The sequence below is a fragment of the Rahnella sp. NRRL B-41462 genome (assembly GCF_003263525.1).
GTDB lineage: Bacteria > Pseudomonadota > Gammaproteobacteria > Enterobacterales > Enterobacteriaceae > Rahnella > Rahnella aceris.
In genome coordinates this window covers 15,270-31,916 of sequence record NZ_JYDF01000066.1, presented here as the reverse complement: position 1 = coordinate 31,916, position 16,647 = coordinate 15,270, and the positions used below count along the sequence as shown (strand labels likewise).

At 50.1% G+C, this 16,647-nt stretch carries 13 protein-coding genes and 4 tRNA genes; 7 read left to right on the top strand and 10 right to left on the bottom strand.

Going from position 1 to position 16,647, the window contains the following annotated elements; genetic code table 11:
- Positions 1-21: 21 nt before the first annotated feature.
- The 6 genes from UC14_RS16760 to uvrY all read right to left on the bottom strand — a co-directional run bounded on the left by UC14_RS16760 (position 22) and on the right by uvrY (position 3,564).
- Positions 22-107: transfer RNA gene (locus tag UC14_RS16760), tRNA-Leu, on the bottom strand.
- An 11-nt stretch (positions 108-118) separates the two neighbouring features.
- Positions 119-192: transfer RNA gene (locus tag UC14_RS16755), tRNA-Cys, on the bottom strand.
- A 58-nt stretch (positions 193-250) separates the two neighbouring features.
- Positions 251-326: transfer RNA gene (locus UC14_RS16750), tRNA-Gly, on the bottom strand.
- Between the two features lie 148 nt (positions 327-474).
- A complete protein-coding gene (gene pgsA / locus UC14_RS16745; protein ID WP_112198070.1) occupies positions 475-1,023 on the bottom strand; it encodes a CDP-diacylglycerol--glycerol-3-phosphate 3-phosphatidyltransferase in 549 nt (182 codons plus the stop codon).
- Positions 1,024-1,079: 56 nt separating this feature from the next.
- On the bottom strand, positions 1,080-2,915 hold the full coding sequence (uvrC, locus tag UC14_RS16740; RefSeq protein WP_013576295.1) for an excinuclease ABC subunit UvrC: 1,836 nt from the start codon (positions 2,913-2,915) through the stop codon (positions 1,080-1,082).
- A complete protein-coding gene (uvrY, locus tag UC14_RS16735) occupies positions 2,908-3,564 on the bottom strand; it encodes a UvrY/SirA/GacA family response regulator transcription factor (protein ID WP_013576296.1) in 657 nt (218 codons plus the stop codon). Before uvrY ends, uvrC begins: the two co-directional genes overlap by 8 nt.
- Before the next feature lie 739 nt (positions 3,565-4,303).
- On the opposite strand from uvrY, the gene UC14_RS16730 reads away from it, so the two are divergent.
- The 3 genes from UC14_RS16730 (at position 4,304) to UC14_RS16725 (ending at position 5,573) form a co-directional block, all read left to right on the top strand.
- Positions 4,304-4,528 carry a DUF2594 family protein gene (locus UC14_RS16730; protein WP_037037254.1) on the top strand — a complete coding sequence of 75 codons (225 nt, stop codon included), beginning with the start codon at positions 4,304-4,306 and terminating at the stop codon, positions 4,526-4,528.
- A gap of 109 nt (positions 4,529-4,637) precedes the next feature.
- Positions 4,638-4,811 carry a hypothetical protein gene (locus UC14_RS26875; protein WP_013576298.1) on the top strand — a complete coding sequence of 58 codons (174 nt, stop codon included), beginning with the start codon at positions 4,638-4,640 and terminating at the stop codon, positions 4,809-4,811.
- A 3-nt stretch (positions 4,812-4,814) separates the two neighbouring features.
- Entirely contained in the window at positions 4,815-5,573 is a 759-nt protein-coding gene (locus UC14_RS16725) for a helix-turn-helix transcriptional regulator (protein ID WP_112151624.1), read from the top strand.
- A gap of 53 nt (positions 5,574-5,626) precedes the next feature.
- On the opposite strand, the gene leuA is transcribed toward UC14_RS16725, so the two are convergent.
- On the bottom strand, positions 5,627-7,231 hold the full coding sequence (leuA, locus tag UC14_RS16720; protein WP_370447485.1) for a 2-isopropylmalate synthase: 1,605 nt from the start codon (positions 7,229-7,231) through the stop codon (positions 5,627-5,629).
- Positions 7,232-7,392: 161 nt separating this feature from the next.
- Positions 7,393-7,812 (bottom strand): hypothetical protein, encoded by a 420-nt coding sequence (locus tag UC14_RS16715; RefSeq protein ID WP_013576301.1) that lies wholly within the window; start codon positions 7,810-7,812, stop codon positions 7,393-7,395.
- Between the two features lie 227 nt (positions 7,813-8,039).
- Here UC14_RS16715 and UC14_RS16710 point away from each other — a divergent pair, with 227 nt between their 5' ends.
- On the top strand, positions 8,040-8,288 hold the full coding sequence (locus UC14_RS16710; RefSeq protein WP_013576302.1) for a hypothetical protein: 249 nt from the start codon (positions 8,040-8,042) through the stop codon (positions 8,286-8,288).
- A gap of 255 nt (positions 8,289-8,543) precedes the next feature.
- Here UC14_RS16710 and UC14_RS16705 read toward each other — a convergent pair.
- Positions 8,544-8,619: transfer RNA gene (locus UC14_RS16705), tRNA-Lys, on the bottom strand.
- Positions 8,620-8,990: 371 nt separating this feature from the next.
- Here UC14_RS16705 and cycA point away from each other — a divergent pair.
- The 3 genes from cycA to UC14_RS16695 all read left to right on the top strand — a co-directional run bounded on the left by cycA (position 8,991) and on the right by UC14_RS16695 (position 15,519).
- Entirely contained in the window at positions 8,991-10,385 is a 1,395-nt protein-coding gene (cycA, locus tag UC14_RS16700; protein ID WP_015690203.1) for a D-serine/D-alanine/glycine transporter, read from the top strand.
- Between the two features lie 281 nt (positions 10,386-10,666).
- Positions 10,667-11,497 (top strand): LamG domain-containing protein, encoded by an 831-nt coding sequence (locus UC14_RS27135; protein WP_232829699.1) that lies wholly within the window; start codon positions 10,667-10,669, stop codon positions 11,495-11,497.
- Positions 11,498-11,574: 77 nt separating this feature from the next.
- Complete coding sequence (locus tag UC14_RS16695; protein WP_232829698.1) at positions 11,575-15,519, top strand: glucoamylase family protein; 3,945 nt, start codon at positions 11,575-11,577, stop codon at positions 15,517-15,519.
- Positions 15,520-15,649: 130 nt separating this feature from the next.
- Here UC14_RS16695 and UC14_RS16690 read toward each other — a convergent pair whose 3' ends face one another.
- Positions 15,650-16,639, bottom strand: coding sequence for a metal-dependent hydrolase (locus UC14_RS16690; protein WP_013576305.1), 990 nt, complete (start codon positions 16,637-16,639; stop codon positions 15,650-15,652).
- Positions 16,640-16,647: the final 8 nt, after the last annotated feature.

Below are 16,647 nucleotides of genomic sequence, written 5' to 3'. Positions count from 1 at the left end.
ATTATTCAGCTAATTTTCCCATGGTACCCGGGACGAGACTTGAACTCGTACAGCCATAAGCCGAGGGATTTTAAATCCCTTGTGTCTACCGATTCCACCACCCGGGCTCCGGGAAAATTGGAGGCGCGTTCCGGAGTCGAACCGGACTAGGCGGATTTGCAATCCGCTACATAACCGCTTTGTTAACGCGCCTTAAATCTTACTACTTGTCTTGCACTTAAACCAATTCACGAACCAGTTTAAGAAAATTTGGAGCGGGAAACGAGACTCGAACTCGCGACCCCGACCTTGGCAAGGTCGTGCTCTACCAACTGAGCTATTCCCGCTTTAATCAGAACGTACTGATTTTTTTAACTAATCTTCTGGCACAAGACTGGCTGCCTTCCGATGCGTTGCATTCTACTGACCTGACGGATTGAGTCAATAAAATTATCTGCTTCATGCGTTCGTTTGACGTTTTTTACGGCAGTTTGATCAGGGTTCCAGCAAATCATGGCGCGCAGCGTTGAGATATTGGAACATTGACCAGAAAGTCAGCACTGCAGCAATATAAAGTGCAACCACGCCAACCCAGACCACAATAGCATCAGGACGCCACAACAGCGCGACCAGCGACAGCATCTGCGCCGTGGTTTTCACTTTCCCGATCAATGAAACCGCCACACTGCTGCGTTTTCCAATCTCAGCCATCCACTCACGTAGCGCGGAAATAATGATTTCGCGGGCAATCATGGTCGCAGCCGGTAACGTAATCCACCAGGAGTGAAAATATTCAGCCACCAGCACCAGCGCGATCGCCACCATCACTTTATCGGCTACCGGATCAAGGAATGCACCGAAACGCGTCGTTTGCTTCCAGCGGCGTGCCAGATAGCCATCAAACCAGTCGGTCACGGCAGCAAAAACGAAAATCAACGCACAGACCATTGATGCCCATGGATAAGGCAGATAAAAAGCCAGCACGAAGAACGGTATCAGTACAACGCGGAACAGGGTGAGGCACGTAGGTATATTAAATTGCATAGCGAAGGTAACTGTTTGTCCGGTGTGGATATTATGAGTATGTTGCTACATTGCCTTTAGTGTTTCAACGCATTATGAATCTTTTCTGCCAATGCGATAGAAATACCCGGTACCTGTGCAATTTCCTCTACGCTGGCATTCAGTAATGGCTGAATGCCTCCCATGTATTTCAGTAAAACCTGACGCCGCTTCGGCCCGACGCCTTCAATTTCTTCCAGCGCACTGGTCGTACGGACTTTCGCACGTCTCTGCCGGTGGCCGGTAATCGCATGGTTATGCGAGTCATCACGAATATGCTGGATGACATGCAACGCTGGCGAATCAGCGGGTAACGCAATCCCTTCACCTTCCGGCACAAAGAACAGCGTTTCGAGCCCGGCCTTACGATCCGCACCTTTCGCGATACCAATCAGTAAAGGTTTGGATTTGTCCCACTCCACATTCAGCGAATGAAACACATCCAGCGCCATGCCGAGTTGCCCTTTGCCGCCATCAATAAAGATAACGTCAGGAATTTTATTGTCATCGAGCGTCTTACCATAGCGACGCTGCAATACCTGCGCCATCGCCGCGTAATCATCGCCGGGCGTAATGCCGGTAATGTTGTAGCGTCGGTATTCAGAACGCACCGGGCCATTGCCGTCAAAAACCACGCAGGAAGCGACTGTCTGCTCGCCCATAGTATGGCTGATGTCGAAGCATTCCATACGGTTAATTTCCGCAAGATTCAGTGTTTTTGCCAGTTCAGACAGCCGCTGATGGATTGTCGACTGCTGCGCCAGTTTGGTCGTCAGTGCAGCAGAGGCATTGGTGCGCGCCAGTTTCAGATAACGGGCACGGTCGCCCCGCGGCTTACTCTGAATCTGCACTTTGCGCCCGGCCAGTTCGCTGAGCGAATCTGCCAGCAGATCTTTTTCCGCCAGACTGAAATCCAGCAGAATTTCGCCGGGCAGTGTCCGTTGCTGACTGCCCTGCAAATAGAATTGTCCAACGAAGGTCTGCACCACTTCGCCCAGATCGGTGCCGCCTGGTACTTTCGGGAAATAACTGCGGCTGCCCAGTACTTTGCCCTGACGGATAAACAGAACGTGCAGACATGCCATACCTGACTCGAAGCCCACGCCGATCACATCCAGATCTTCGCTGTTACCCGACACGAACTGACGCTCTGTCACGCGGCGTACAGCCTGAATTTGATCTCTTATCCGCCCGGCATCTTCGAAGCGCAGCGCTTTACTGGCTTCTTCCATGCGGTTTACGAGCTGTGTGACGACCTGCTGGTCTTTACCGGACAGGAAAAGGCGAACGTATTCCACCTGATCTTTATAATCTTCCTCACTCACCAGCCCTTTGACACACGGCCCCAGACAGCGACCAATCTGATATTGCAGACAAGGGCGCGAACGGTTGCTGTATACGCTGTTTTCACACTGGCGGATCGGGAAAAGTTTTTGCAGCAGCGCCAGTGTTTCGCGCACGGCATAGGAATTAGGAAAAGGCCCGAAATACTCGCCTTTGGCGTGCTTAGCACCGCGGTGAACTGAAAGTCTTGGATGATTATCCGCGCTGAGGAAGATCAGCGGATACGACTTATCATCGCGTAACAATACGTTATAACGCGGCTGATAAAGTTTGATGTAATTATGTTCGAGGAGCAGCGCTTCGGTTTCCGTGTGGGTCACCGTCACATCGATTTGCGCGATGTTTTTGACCAGCGTTTCGGTTTTGCGGCTTGAAACCTGGACGCGAAAATAACTCGAAAGACGTTTTTTGAGGTCTTTGGCTTTACCTACGTAGATTACGGTGCCGCTGGCGTCATACATTCTGTAGACGCCAGGCTGGCTGGTGACCGTTTTCAAAAAGGCTTTTGGGTCGAAACGCTCATCACTCACTGCCTGATAAAGTCTCCGTATTGAACAAACCGTGCCGGATTGCCAGATGTGTTAACTCAACATCACCGCTGATATTTAATTTACTAAACATCCGATAACGATAACTGTTAACTGTCTTCGGGCTCAAGTTCAGCTGTTCAGAAATTTCATTGACCTTTTGTCCCTTAGTGATCATCAGCATGATCTGCAGTTCACGCTCGGATAAGGAATCAAAAGGCGTTTCAGATTGTGGTTCAATCTGGCTCAGTGCCATTTGCTGAGCAATGTCGGAGGCAATATAACGCTGACCCGAATCAACCAGACGGATAGCATTGACCACTTCCTGTGGAGCTGCGCCTTTGCTCAGGTAACCGGAAGCCCCCGCCTGCATCACTTTGGCCGGTAGCGGGTTTTCAGTATAGATCGTTAACATGATGATCTTGATATCTGGCGAAAAGCGGACAATTTTCTTGGTCGCTTCAAGCCCGCCAATACCTGGCATGTTCATATCCATCAGGACAATATCAACGTCATTGGTGCGACACCATTTGACGGCATCTTCACCGCATTGCGCCTCACCAACAACTTTGATGCCTTTGATATCTTCAAGAATGCGTCGGATCCCTGCGCGCACCAGTTCGTGGTCATCAACAAGAAGAACGCTTATCAAAGAGAATTCTCCAAAAAATAAGGGCAACACACCGTCAGGGACTTCACGCTTGTCTTACGTAAACCTACGTATCGAACATTAAAAATTTGCTCTCAGACAGCTTATAAATGAAGAGAAGGTGGCAAATAAGAGGCCAATATCAACTAACTCGCCCCACTACCGCTCATCGGTAGTATTTTTAAAGCAGAAAGACACAGTTATTTATTATAGCCCGCGTATTTTACTCTATCAGACGTTCCTGACCAAGGAATGTCTGCAAAAAACTACTTTGCTGAATGTAAATGAGAAGTACCACCAACTGTATTAATAAATTATTAAAAATACGTGTCTAATCAAAGATCAAGCAGAAAAATCTGCGGTCTCTTTTAAGCGGTAAGTAAATAACTCCAGGCCCTTACTCATATCTGAAACTCTCTTTACGCCATGCTGGCTATTTAAGCGTCAGCACTGTCACTTCATATATCTATGATATATCCAATTATTATTTGCGATCGCACGAATTGATGATGGCTTATATGAATAAGTCTGCACATAAAGATGAAAAATTCTCAATCCCCCATTACGTTTAGTATTCTTTACTCATTGTCCGGAAACACTATATGCAGACGCTTAACCTCCCGTTTTAAGCGGCCATTCTGGCCTTGCCCTAAAACGTGCCAACTATGCTAAAATGCGGCCACTTTTCACCTGTTCAGAATTCGGTGCGCTGCCTGACAGCTTGCCTGAGGGGATACAAATAATGAGTAATTGCGATTTTACGACTGAAGCAAACGTTGAAACACTGGCAACAGAAGTTGCCTGCCTGAAAGCCACCCTGACCCTGATCCTCAAAGCGATTGGCCAGGCTGATGCAGGTAAAGTGATGCTGAACATGGAGCGTTTTGTCGCGCAGATGGAAGACGAACAGCAGGCTGCCGTGTTCAAAAATTCCCTGCAGCAAATCAAGTTTGCTTACCGTCAGTAATGCTATTTCAGAGTCTGTCACCCTGACAGGCTCTGCCTCTCTCCGCCCGGTTATTCCCCGCAATGTCTGCTATAATCATGCCCTGCATTCATTCAATGAGGACATAAGCATGAGCGACGAAAAGAATAAAGAAAACAAAAGCAAAGCCGACGAAGTCCATGTCAGTGACGGGCTGGGAGAACTGTTTGAAGTTTCTGAACAACTGACGGAACAAGAAATTGAAAAAGCGGCAGAAGAAGCCAAACAAGCCGTAGAAGACGCCAAAAAACAGAAAAATCATTGATCAATGCATCACAACTTCCTTGCCCCGCATCAGGTGCTTGCGCCTCTGGCTATTGATTATCAACATGGTGACAGCGAGCCAGCCCACAGTCACAACTGCTCACAACTGATTCATACGCTATCCGGTATTGTAGAAGTGCATACGTCGCTCGGCACCTGGATGGTGCCGCCCGGGCGCGGGGTCTGGCTGCCTGCAGAAGTTGAACACAGTCTGCGTTTTATCGGCGGTGTAAAGGCCCGCACGCTGTTTGTCGATCCCCTCGCCCGTGCTGACTTACCTGCGCAATGTCAGGTAGTGCAGATTTCTCCGCTGCTGCGTGAACTGATTTTGGCCTCGCTGACTATTCCGGCCGATTATCTGCCCGGCGGGCGCGATGAACGCATCATGGAATTATTGCTTGATGAACTGCGTCTGTTGCCGACACTGCCTCTTTATCTGCCGGAACCCAACGAGCCGGAGCTGAGCGGGCTTTGCCAGCAAATTCGTGCAGATCTTTGTTCAACGTGGGAACTGGAAGATGTCGCGCAACGTCTGAATATCAGCAGCCGAACGCTCTCACGCCGTTTCCAGCGTGAAACGGGATTACGTTTCAGTGACTGGGTTCGCCAGGCAAAATTGCTCGAAGCACTGAACCAGCTTGCCGTTGGCGTTTCAGTTATTGATGTGGCGCTGGCACTCGGCTACGACAGCCCGAGTGCCTTCAGTGCGATGTTTCGCCGGTCGCTTGGCGTCTCACCCAGCGAATATTTTAATCAGTCATAATGGCGCTGGCTGCATTGAACAGTGCCTGCAATGAAGCACTGGACACATCGCTGTCAATCCCCACGCCATAACACGTTTCGCCCAACCGCCCCCCGACAGCTCAGATACGCCACCGCGCGACTGTGGCTCTGATGTCCCAGCGTATGTTCATGATAATCGCCGATTTCCAGGAGCACATCGTAACTGCGACGCAATGCATCCGCTGCACCGGACAGCAAACCGTTACCGCTACCCGTAATATGTTGTTCTTCATTACGATAGCGGATCCGCGCACTGAAATGGCAGACGTTTTGCTCATCGCTGCGGATGTCATAACTGAGCAATTTCACCACGGGCAGATCGGTTAACCCGTAACGCTGCCGGAACAGTCGCCAGATATCGCTGGTGCTCATTTCCTTGCCATGCGTATCGGTTTCACGCTGCACCGCTTTACTGAAATCAATTTGCAAACCGCGCGGCAATTTCAGCCCGTGATTCTGTTCCAGCAACCAGGCCGCCCCGCTTTTCCCGGACTGGCTGTTCACGCGGATCACCGCTTCATAACTGCAACCGACATCCGCAGGATCTAACGGCAGATACGGCACGCGCCAGACCGTGCTCTCTGATGTTTTCTGTGCAGCAAACCCTTTTTTGATGGCGTCCTGATGCGAGCCCGAAAATGCCGTAAACACCAGTTCACCGGCATACGGATGGCGCGGATGCACCGGTAACTGGTTACATTCCTCCACCGCCTCGACAATCGTCTGCAAATTGCTGAAATCCAGCTGCGGCGAGATGCCCTGCGTGTAAAGGTTCAGCGCCAGCGTCACAATATCCACGTTGCCGGTGCGTTCACCGTTACCAAAAAGACATCCTTCCACACGGTCGGCACCGGCCAGCATCGCCAGCTCAGCACAGGCCACACCGGTTCCGCGGTCATTGTGCGGATGAACGCTGATGGAAACCTGTTCGCGGTGGCTGAAATGACGGCAGAACCATTCAATCTGGTCGGCATAAACATTCGGTGTGCTGACTTCTACTGTTGCCGGTAAATTAATGATCATCGGCCTTTCATTGCCCGGTTTCCAGACATCCGCCACGGCTTCACACACTTCCAGCGCAAACTCCAGTTCAGTGAAGCAGAAGGTTTCCGGTGAATACTCAAACGTCCATTCAGTCTGCGAATATTGTCCGCACAACTGACGAATTTGCTGAGCGCCGCGAACCGCCAGCTCACGCGTTGCGGCCTGATCCTGATTAAATACCACTTCACGGAACACAGGCGCAGTGGCGTTATATAAATGCACAATGGCACGCGGCACATCTTTGAGTGCCTCAAAGGTGCGGGCAATCAGATCCGGCCGCGAAGGCGTCAGCACCTGAATCACCACATCATCCGGGATGAGCTTCTCTTCAATCAGGCTGCGGACAAAATCAAAATCGGTTTGTGAAGCCGAGGGAAACGCCACCTCAATCTGCTTAAAACCACACTTCACCAGCAAATCAAAAAACTGACGCTTACGGGCATTATCCATGGGTTCTGCAAGCGCCTGATTGCCGTCACGCAAATCACTTGAACACCATTGCGGCGCTTTACAGAGCACATTTCCTGGCCACTGGCGATCGGGTAAATTCACCTGCGGGAAGGGGCGATATTTTTGCGACGGGTCGTTTAACATACGATTCTCCTTTTATCATTGGGCAGCGGTTATGTTCCGTTAAATCCATAGTACGCAAACGATAACTTCCTGCGCCTGACTAACTGACAGTCACCCTCGCAAAACGGACAAAAAGAAAATGATCATAAAAAAACCCGCATTCTGCGGGTTTATTCATTTTGTTATTTATTGCCGCTGCCTTCCGGCCGGATATTGTAGGTTCCGAAGAAGCTGCGATCCGTTTCCAGACTGATACTTTTACCATTCGCATCAACGGTAATCGAACCTGATGTCTTGGTCAGCGCGCAGGCAATGCGAACATCAATAGTGCGCATCCCGTTCGGCACATTCAAATCCACGTACTGATTAAAATGCAGGGAAGCCACGGTTTGTCCGTCTAAAAACACTATCAGCGGACAGGTTTTCTCAAACGGCACGACTGACCACTGATCTAAACGGTGTAAACGGATGTGGGTCTGCCCTGCCGGCGCTGCCGAGCTGGCGTTAGCGAAAGATGACTTGACCTGCAGCGTCGGTTCATAAGGATTGGCCGCACACCCGGCTAAAAATAAAGCAGCCAAGGCCACCAGTGTTTTTTTCATCGTTATCTCCCTGAGTTTATGCACGAATGATAGCAGTGTGCGCGCAGCGGGCAACAAAAAACCGGTGGGAGCGGGTACGGAGTGTCCGCAAGCGTAAAAAAGTCATCTAAATCTGTGACGTTAGTACAAAAAAACATCACCCGAATTGCTAATAGTCCTCCACTGGTATTTGATATTCTTGTTAGGATTTATCCGATCAGTCGTTCAACTCAGTTTCAGGAATCACTATGTACAGCTACACATTAATCGCCCCCGCAGGGATCGTTAAAGCCTACGAAGACGAATTCCGCGACAAAGGGATTGAGTTACTGGTTGCCAAACAGAATCGTTCGGAGACGGTCGTCTTGCGCAGTGACCGGTTCACCGAAGAAAGCACATTTATCACGCACGTTCATCTGCTGATCTTCAGCCTGTGCATGCGTGTACAAAAACAACTCAAAAATGGCAATGCACCCAATACCACCATTATGTATTGATGCATTCCTGCACTTAACACTGTTTTGGCCTCAAACCGGGGCCTGACAGCTATTCCCTGTATTTCTTCCTTCCGCTCATCTTTATATGCCATAAAAATATTCCTGCCAGATTGCGTAAATAAACGACAAACCGTTGAGGTTTATTTCCCGACAGGCGATGACTTTATTAGCAGTGCATAAAACAGAGGAACTGACGGATTAAAGAAGAAGGGAAATAAAAGCAGAAGGAGCTTAATGCATTGATTAATCATTTGTTGGTGGGTCGTGGCGGGTTCGAACCGCCGACCAATTGATTAAGAGTCAACTGCTCTACCGACTGAGCTAACGACCCAACGGGACGGATTATTCTCCTCTGCAAGGATGATGTCAAACGCTTACCCTCACTTTTTTGCCGTTATTTTCATTAATATTTGTGAAGCTCATCACTCTTAAAAACGCTATTATTCCCACCGTCTCTGAAGAGACTTGATTAATTAACACTCAGTTATCCACGATGTAAAAATTACGATACATTTTTTCCGTTGGCATTTTTCATGCCAGTTATAATAAATGCGCACTTAACATTACTATTACAACGTTCACGCACGCTGTCGTTCCGGTCGTGGTGACCAAAGGGCCACTCAGAGCTCAAAAAATTGACGTAAATGAATGCGATATGGCGGAGTTCATACGCAAAAAGCAAAAAACAGGAATCAATACAACATGCAAGAAGAGTCAAAAATCCTCGTCCAGCCTGGGGAAGAGAACGCTGAAGGTTTGCGGCGAAATCTTTCCAACCGTCATATCCAGCTCATTGCCATTGGCGGCGCGATCGGTACCGGCCTGTTTATGGGCTCAGGCAAAACCATCAGCCTCGCCGGTCCGTCCATCATCTTCGTCTACATGATCATCGGCTTTATGCTGTTTTTCGTCATGCGCGCGATGGGCGAACTGTTACTGTCCAACCTCGAATACAAATCTTTTAGTGATTTTGCCGCCGACCTGCTGGGCCCGTGGGCCGGGTATTTCACCGGCTGGACCTACTGGTTCTGCTGGGTGGTCACCGGCATCGCCGACGTCGTCGCTATCACCGCTTACGCACAGTTCTGGTTCCCCGGACTGTCGCAATGGGTCGCATCCCTGCTCTGCGTGCTGGTGCTGCTGAGCCTCAATCTCGCTACTGTGAAAATGTTCGGTGAGATGGAATTCTGGTTCGCGATGATCAAAATCGTCGCCATCGTCGGGCTGATTATCGCCGGGCTGGTGATGGTGCTGACGCACTTCCAGACGCCGACCGGCACCGTCGCGTCCTTCAGCAATCTGTGGAATGATGGCGGGTTCTTCCCGAAAGGCGTGAGCGGTTTCTTTGCCGGTTTCCAGATAGCGGTGTTCGCGTTTGTCGGTATCGAACTGGTGGGCACCACCGCCGCCGAAACTAAAGATCCGCAGAAATCCCTGCCGCGCGCCATCAACGCCATTCCGCTGCGCATCATCATGTTCTATGTGTTCTCACTGATCATGATTATGTCGGTGACACCCTGGAGCCATGTGGTGGCGGATAAAAGCCCGTTCGTTGAACTGTTCGTACTTGCCGGTCTTCCGGCTGCGGCGAGCATTATCAACTTTGTAGTGCTGACTTCGGCGGCCTCTTCCGCCAACAGTGGCGTATTCTCCACCAGTCGCATGTTGTTCGGTCTGGCACAGGAAGGCAATGCGCCGAAAGCGTTCGGCAAGCTCTCTTCCCGCGCTGTACCGTCGAACGGCCTGACATTTTCCTGCATCTGCCTGCTCGGCGGTGTGGTGCTGATTTACCTGATCCCGAATGTGGTGACGGTCTTCACGCTGGTCACGACCGTTTCGGCGATTCTGTTTATGTTCGTCTGGACCATCATCCTCTGCTCTTATCTGGTCTACCGCCGTCAACGTCCGCAACTGCACGAAGCTTCAATCTACAAAATGCCGCTCGGCAAACTGATGTGCTGGGTCTGTATGGCATTCTTTGCTTTTGTTCTGGTACTGCTGACCTTGCAGGATGATACCCGTCAGGCGTTACTCGTCACGCCGCTGTGGTTTGTGATTCTGGCGATTGGCTACGGGTTGCGCAGACGCCAGTCCTGATTGCACGAATATACTGCCAAAGGTATTTGGTAATCACAGTGTCCTGAATTACTGAGGAGCATAAAAATCCTCCTCAGTAATTCTCTCTCATTAATTATTAATCTCTTTTTTATTATAAAGGCGCTGCAAATCCTTTGCGGTACTTTCATTTAAATATTTAAATCATAAACATTCACTAAAAAATATAATTTCCTCTGCGTGATTATTTATGATACACGCCCGCCTCATACCTTAGTTAGCATTAAATTGAATTTAATGTCGATTAGCGTGAGGTCTATATTATGTGTTCTGCAAAGCAAGATGTACAACCAGAAATTATCATTCAGGATAATGACCCCTCTATTATTTATACCGGAAACTGGACCCGATATACCGGACGAGCATACAGCGATGATGGTGCAAGTATGGCGCTGTATGATAACGGTAAGTATTTTGAATACACATTTACCGGTTCAGGCATTGGGTATTACAGCGAAGGAAATACCGATCAGGGCGAAATAGATTTTTATCTTGATGGCGTGTTACACGGTACGGCAACAACCAAAACTTCAACGCGCCAGTACAGCGATCTTATTTATTATATTACCGACATATCGCCCGGAGAACATACTTTTAAAGGGGTGAAAAAAAACGGATCCTGGATGCTGCTTGATCAGCTTAAAGTGTATAACGATGCCGCGCTTACCGCTGAAGTAGAGCAATTTTTAGGCGCAGGCAGTGAAGGGACAGCACGGCTTCAGTTCAATCAATCGCTGGATAGCCAAAGCGGAACTGAACCGGGAAATTATCAGTTGAACAACGGAGCAAGCGTTGTCTCCGTCACTTTAAGCAATGACCGAAAAACTGCTGACCTCACCATTACCGGGCTGACCACGCAAACGGATTACACACTCACGTTGAGCCAAATCAGCAACCAGATTCTGACCACCACCGTTCAAAACCAGACCTTTACGCTAAACTACACTGCACTTCCTGCGGAACAGGTTTATGACGACCCGGTCGCGACATTGTATATGCCGGTAAGTGGACGCACAGCACGAACCGTACACAAAGTATCTTTTATCACACCACCTCGTATACCCAGAGTAATAACTCTGCGACCTTTACACTAAACTTTATTGGTACCGGTATTTCTTATATTGCCGAAAGCAGTAGCGATCAGGGTGATGTTGAAATTTATATTGATGGTGTGTCTCAGGGCAGAATAAGCACCTGGTCTTCCACCCATCTGGACAGCCATATTCTGTATCAAAAGGTAGATTTACCGTTTGGTTCACACACGATTCAGGGAATTAAACGTTCGGGGTCTTATGCACATCTGGATGCATTAAAAGTCTACAATGCCGGTGATCTTGAAATCGTTGAAACCACTACCGACAGTAATAACAATATTCTGGTGACGTTTAACCAGGCTCTGGATTCAACGAGTGCGTTAACTCTCACTAACTCTGTGCTGGATAATGGTGGCGTTATTCAAAGTGTCGCGCTGGATGATTTAAAAACCACACTGACACTTAATGTGCCTGACTTACAAACTGGAATTCCCTATACCCTGACTTTCCACGGATTTAAAAATGAGATCCTGACGAAAGATTTTGCCGATATCCAGGCCACGTTTACTTACAACCAGGGCATGAAGTATTACTACACCTTTGATGATGAAACTGACGGGGCTTTCTTAGAGACCATTAATAACCAACGTAGTGCAATAAGCCAGGGGCAAGCCCCCTCGCTGGTGACGGCAAAGCTCAACAATGGTATCGATTTTGCCAGCGGGCAACCGGGTTATATTGATTTAGGCGTGCTGGATTGTTTGCAATATTCCGCCTTTACCGTGGAAGCCTGGATATACCCGCGTTCAACAGCGATGAGCATGATCGTCAGCCAGGATACGCGCAATAACAACAACCAGCGCTGGCAGCTTTATACCCAGGACAATCAGCTGGTTTGCACGATGTCGAATGATACCAACAGCACCTCATTTACTTTAAAAACCAAGTCTTTTATTCCGCTGAATGCCTGGACCCACGTCGCCATTTTGCGCCAGGGTGATGAATATGCCCTGGCCGTTAACGGCAATATGGCGATGACAGGCGGCAGTAACGTGGTGCAAACGAACGTCACCACTTCGGTGAAAGTGGGCGGACGGCTGGATACCAACGGCGCGGTGACGGATGCTTTCGACGGTATCATTGATGAAGTTAAATTCTTTGATTCACAGATAAGCCCGCAAACGTTGAGCGGGCATTATCGTCAACTGGCCGACACGAACTTCAACCTTCAGGCGAGTAACGGCACGCTGAAAGCTGCGTTTGTTCACCCGCAATCTGTCGAGCCTGTGCTGAGTGATTTCCGGACACACCTCAAAGTGAACAGTGAAATGCGCGTGGGTTTGCCAATAACTGGTTTTGTGTGGGATGCGGCAAGCAATACGGCAACACTCTCTTTCACGCCACTCGAACTTGCGGCGGTTGAACAAAATATCATCTTCACCGTGCGTTATCGGGAGTTGCCTGTCGATGCGGATTTCTCGCTGGAACCGACCACGATAGCTGCCCCTTCCCTCTCGTCACTGGTGTTAAACGGTTCGTTACTGACGCGCGAAATTTTACGCCCGGATTATCTTTTTACTGACCCCGGCGGTTTTGCAGAAAATGGCAGTGAATACCTGTGGGAAGTGGCGGGCAGTACGACTGGCCCATTCAGTACCATCAACGGGTTGCATACCCGCACAATGATGCTGTTGCCTGAGCACAACGGGAAATACATTCGTGTCACGGTTACACCGCGCAATGAACGCCTGTGCTTTGGTGAGTCACAATCTGTGATTGTCGGGCCTGTCGTTGCGCGAAGTGGCAACCCGCGAACCGACTGGTTCCGCAATGCGCACTACGGCGTATCGCACCATTTCCTGCCTAACTATCTCAATCTCTCATCGGATATTCCGCAAGATGAGAAATGGCAGCCGGGCGAAAGCTGGGACGATTTCCTCAGTACTTTTGACGTGCAGGCTTATGCCAAAGCCGTCAGCGAAACGGGGGCAGGATTTGTTCTGCTGACGATGGATCAACATGCCGGATATAACCTTGGCCCGAATAAAACTCATGACGCCATTCTGGATATTGAACCTGGCGTGCGCAGCGCCATTCGTGATTTGCCGCTGGAAATGGCTCAGGAACTGGCGAAATACGATATCAAACTGATGTTGTACATGATGGGTTACGCGCCTGCTAAAGCCAGCCTGGTCTATTACGATGATGACGCGAATCAGCACTCGCCGGATCGCTGGGGTGACATGCTGGTCCCGCATCTGTACGAATGCTCCCCGTTTGACAACGTTATCACGTCAGAAACCACGCGCATGAATTACGCGGTGGTAAGAGAGTTTGGTGAACGCTACGGTGATTTGTTAGCAGGCTGGTGGTTCGATGGCATGTGGAATAACTACACCGACATGAGCCAGCCCTACAATATCAATGACGTGGTGGACGGCTCGCGGGCGGGGAATCCGGACCGAATTGTCACCGGGATTGGTGTTCATACCCTGACTTACACGGATTACTCAGCGGGTGAATCCTACGGCTCGAAAAATGCCGAAGGCAACTATGTGATGACTGACCTGCCGGACACACGCTGGGACAGCAACGACGGCTATCATCAGTGGTTCCGCTGGATAGCACTCGGTAACCAGGCGGTGAATGCGGGCTGGGGCGCAATGGGTTCAAGCGATACCGGTAAACATTACGATACCGACGCGCTCGCCCAATGGGTGAAAGACGTAGCTGCCCGTGATGGCGTGGCCTGTATGGATATTCGCATCAACCGTTTCGGGGAACTGGATCCGATTGTTTCTCAACAACTTGCGGCCGTCAACGCGGCAGTTTATCCATCCCTCGATGACGAGCAGTTGCTTGATAAAGTACAGCAAACCACGCTGCGCTATTTCTGGGACTACGCACACCCGACCAGCGGTCTGGCTTTTGAGCGGTTATATCGCAACAGCGATGCCGGGCCTGATGAACCCATTGCGATTGGGGGGAGCGGCTTTGGCATCATGGGGATTTTAGTGGCGATTGAGCGCGGTTTCATCAGTCGTGAGGATGGCTACGACCGCATTAACAAAATGGTCGATTTCCTTGGCGGGCCGACCACGCGCTACAAAGGGGCCTGGCCGCACTGGATTAACGGCAGCACGGGTGCGACCATTCCGTTTGGTTCCGATGATAACGGTGCCGATCTGGTGGAAACGTCGTATATGGTGCAGGGCTTGTTAACAGCGCGTCAGTATTTTAACGACACTGCGCTGACGGACAAAATCAACGCCCTCTGGCATGACATTGACTGGAACTACTTCACCAATAACAGCAACAGCCTGTACTGGCATATCGATAAAGATTTGCAGTTCACCATGGGGATGAAAATCACCGGCTGGAATGAGGCGATGATAACCTATCTTTTGGCTATCGCTTCTCCGACGCATGCCATCGACCCGGCACTCTGGAAAAGTGGCTGGTCACAGGGAAGTTATAACAACAAAAACAAAGTCTATTACGACATCACGTTGCCGATCGGCCCGACGATGGGCGGCCCGATGTTCTTTATGCACTACTCGTTCCTCGGTTTTGACCCGCGTAACCTGCGGGACAGTGCCAATAACGTGAATTATTTCCAGCAGGGTGAAGCGCAAAGCCAGATCCAGCAGGCTTACAGTATCGATAATCCTGGCGGATTTAACGGCTATGCAGAAAATTACTGGGGACTGACATCGGGTTACGGGCCTGCAGGTTATGCAAGTCATGATCCAACGTCTGATGACGGCACGATTACCCTTACCGCTGCACTATGTGACTTACCTTATTTACCTGAAGCGTCGATGGCAGCGCTGCGCCATTTTTATGACGACCTGGGAAATGCGCTGTGGACAGAGAAATGCGGGTTTATTGATGGTGTTAATCTTTCCAAAAACTGGTATTCCGATGGATATCTGGCCATCGACCAGGGGCCAATCATTGGCATGATTGAAAACCATCGTAGTGGATTGTTATGGCGCTATTTTATGACCTGCCCTGAAATTCAGCAGGCCTTATCTCTTATCGGTTTTGTCGATGATGACATTCCGCCACGTGAGAGTTAATTAACGGTCGGATCTCCGGTGTTTGTCTGCGAGAGTCAATGCAGGCAAACACTTCCCACCGTTATGACAACACTTTGATGCTAACACCTCAGTCCGGGGAGCCCACGGGCTCCTTTTGCTTTATTGCAGATTACTCCACTTCCAGCGCCTGTCTAAACTGATCCCACATTTTCACCGCCGACGGTCTGGCGGATGCCACTTTCACCGGCAGTTCTGGCGGTGCACCGGCTTTCATCTCGCCGAGATCGAACACAAAGGTGTAATCCGGTTCCTGCCCCATACGTAAATCGCTGACCAGAATATGGCCGCCCTGCTCTTTTACGCTGAAAAAGCCGTGGCTGAACCAGGCGACACGCGCCAGAAAGGCATTATCTTTGTGTGCTTCATACAACGCTTCGCCGCGCGGATAGAAGCGGAAACGGATCGGCGAATCCGGATGCAGCAGCGAGGTAAACCCTTCGCCGTAACTGTCTTTACTCATCACCACCACACGCCACACCAGCGAATTGAGCGGGGTCGGCGTGACCAGAATCTGTGTGCTTTCGATGTTCTGGCGTTGTAATTCCTCGCCCACATGCCGCGTCACCTGATGTTGCTCGAAGGCGGTACAGGCCAGATATAAACAACTCACGCCCAGCAGCACGTTATTCCACATGATCCCACGCTGTTGCTCGCGGTACAGCGCCAGCCCGACGCCGATGATCAGCGGTAAGGTATAAAGCGGATCGACGATGAAAATGCTGCCGACCGCAAACGGATAGTTTGTGAATGGCAATCCGAGCTGCGTGCCGTACACCGTCATCAGATCCAGCAACGGATGAGTGATCAGTGCCAGCCAGACCGCGCCCCACCAGCGTTTGAAATGCTGCCCGCCGCTGAGCAATTTTGCCATCAGCCAGGCAATCAGCGGCGAAACCAGCGTCAGATAAAACAGCGCATGGCTTTCGGTGCGATGCAGGGTCATATTGCTGATGGCGTCACCGTGATCGTAAAACACATCCAGATCGGGCAAGGTTCCGCATACCGCGCCAGCCAGTGCAGATTTCCACACCGGCACCCGTTTGCCCATCACCGCAATGCCGACCGCAGCGCCAAGAACTAATTGTGAAACCGAATCCATTCTGCCCT

Excerpts from the sequence above, each read along its gene's own strand:
- UC14_RS27135 (WP_232829699.1), top strand. The coding sequence starts at position 10,667 with ATGTGTTCTGCAAAGCAAGATGTACAACCAGAAATTATCATTCAGGAT.
- UC14_RS16715 (WP_013576301.1), bottom strand. The coding sequence starts at position 7,812 with ATGAAAAAAACACTGGTGGCCTTGGCTGCTTTATTTTTAGCCGGGTGT.
- UC14_RS16690 (WP_013576305.1), bottom strand. The coding sequence starts at position 16,639 with ATGGATTCGGTTTCACAATTAGTTCTTGGCGCTGCGGTCGGCATTGCG.
- leuA (WP_370447485.1), bottom strand. The coding sequence starts at position 7,231 with ATGTTAAACGACCCGTCGCAAAAATATCGCCCCTTCCCGCAGGTGAAT.
- pgsA (WP_112198070.1), bottom strand. The coding sequence starts at position 1,023 with ATGCAATTTAATATACCTACGTGCCTCACCCTGTTCCGCGTTGTACTG.
- UC14_RS16710 (WP_013576302.1), top strand. The coding sequence starts at position 8,040 with ATGTACAGCTACACATTAATCGCCCCCGCAGGGATCGTTAAAGCCTAC.
- cycA (WP_015690203.1), top strand. The coding sequence starts at position 8,991 with ATGCAAGAAGAGTCAAAAATCCTCGTCCAGCCTGGGGAAGAGAACGCT.
- UC14_RS26875 (WP_013576298.1), top strand. The coding sequence starts at position 4,638 with ATGAGCGACGAAAAGAATAAAGAAAACAAAAGCAAAGCCGACGAAGTC.
- UC14_RS16725 (WP_112151624.1), top strand. The coding sequence starts at position 4,815 with ATGCATCACAACTTCCTTGCCCCGCATCAGGTGCTTGCGCCTCTGGCT.
- UC14_RS16730 (WP_037037254.1), top strand. The coding sequence starts at position 4,304 with ATGAGTAATTGCGATTTTACGACTGAAGCAAACGTTGAAACACTGGCA.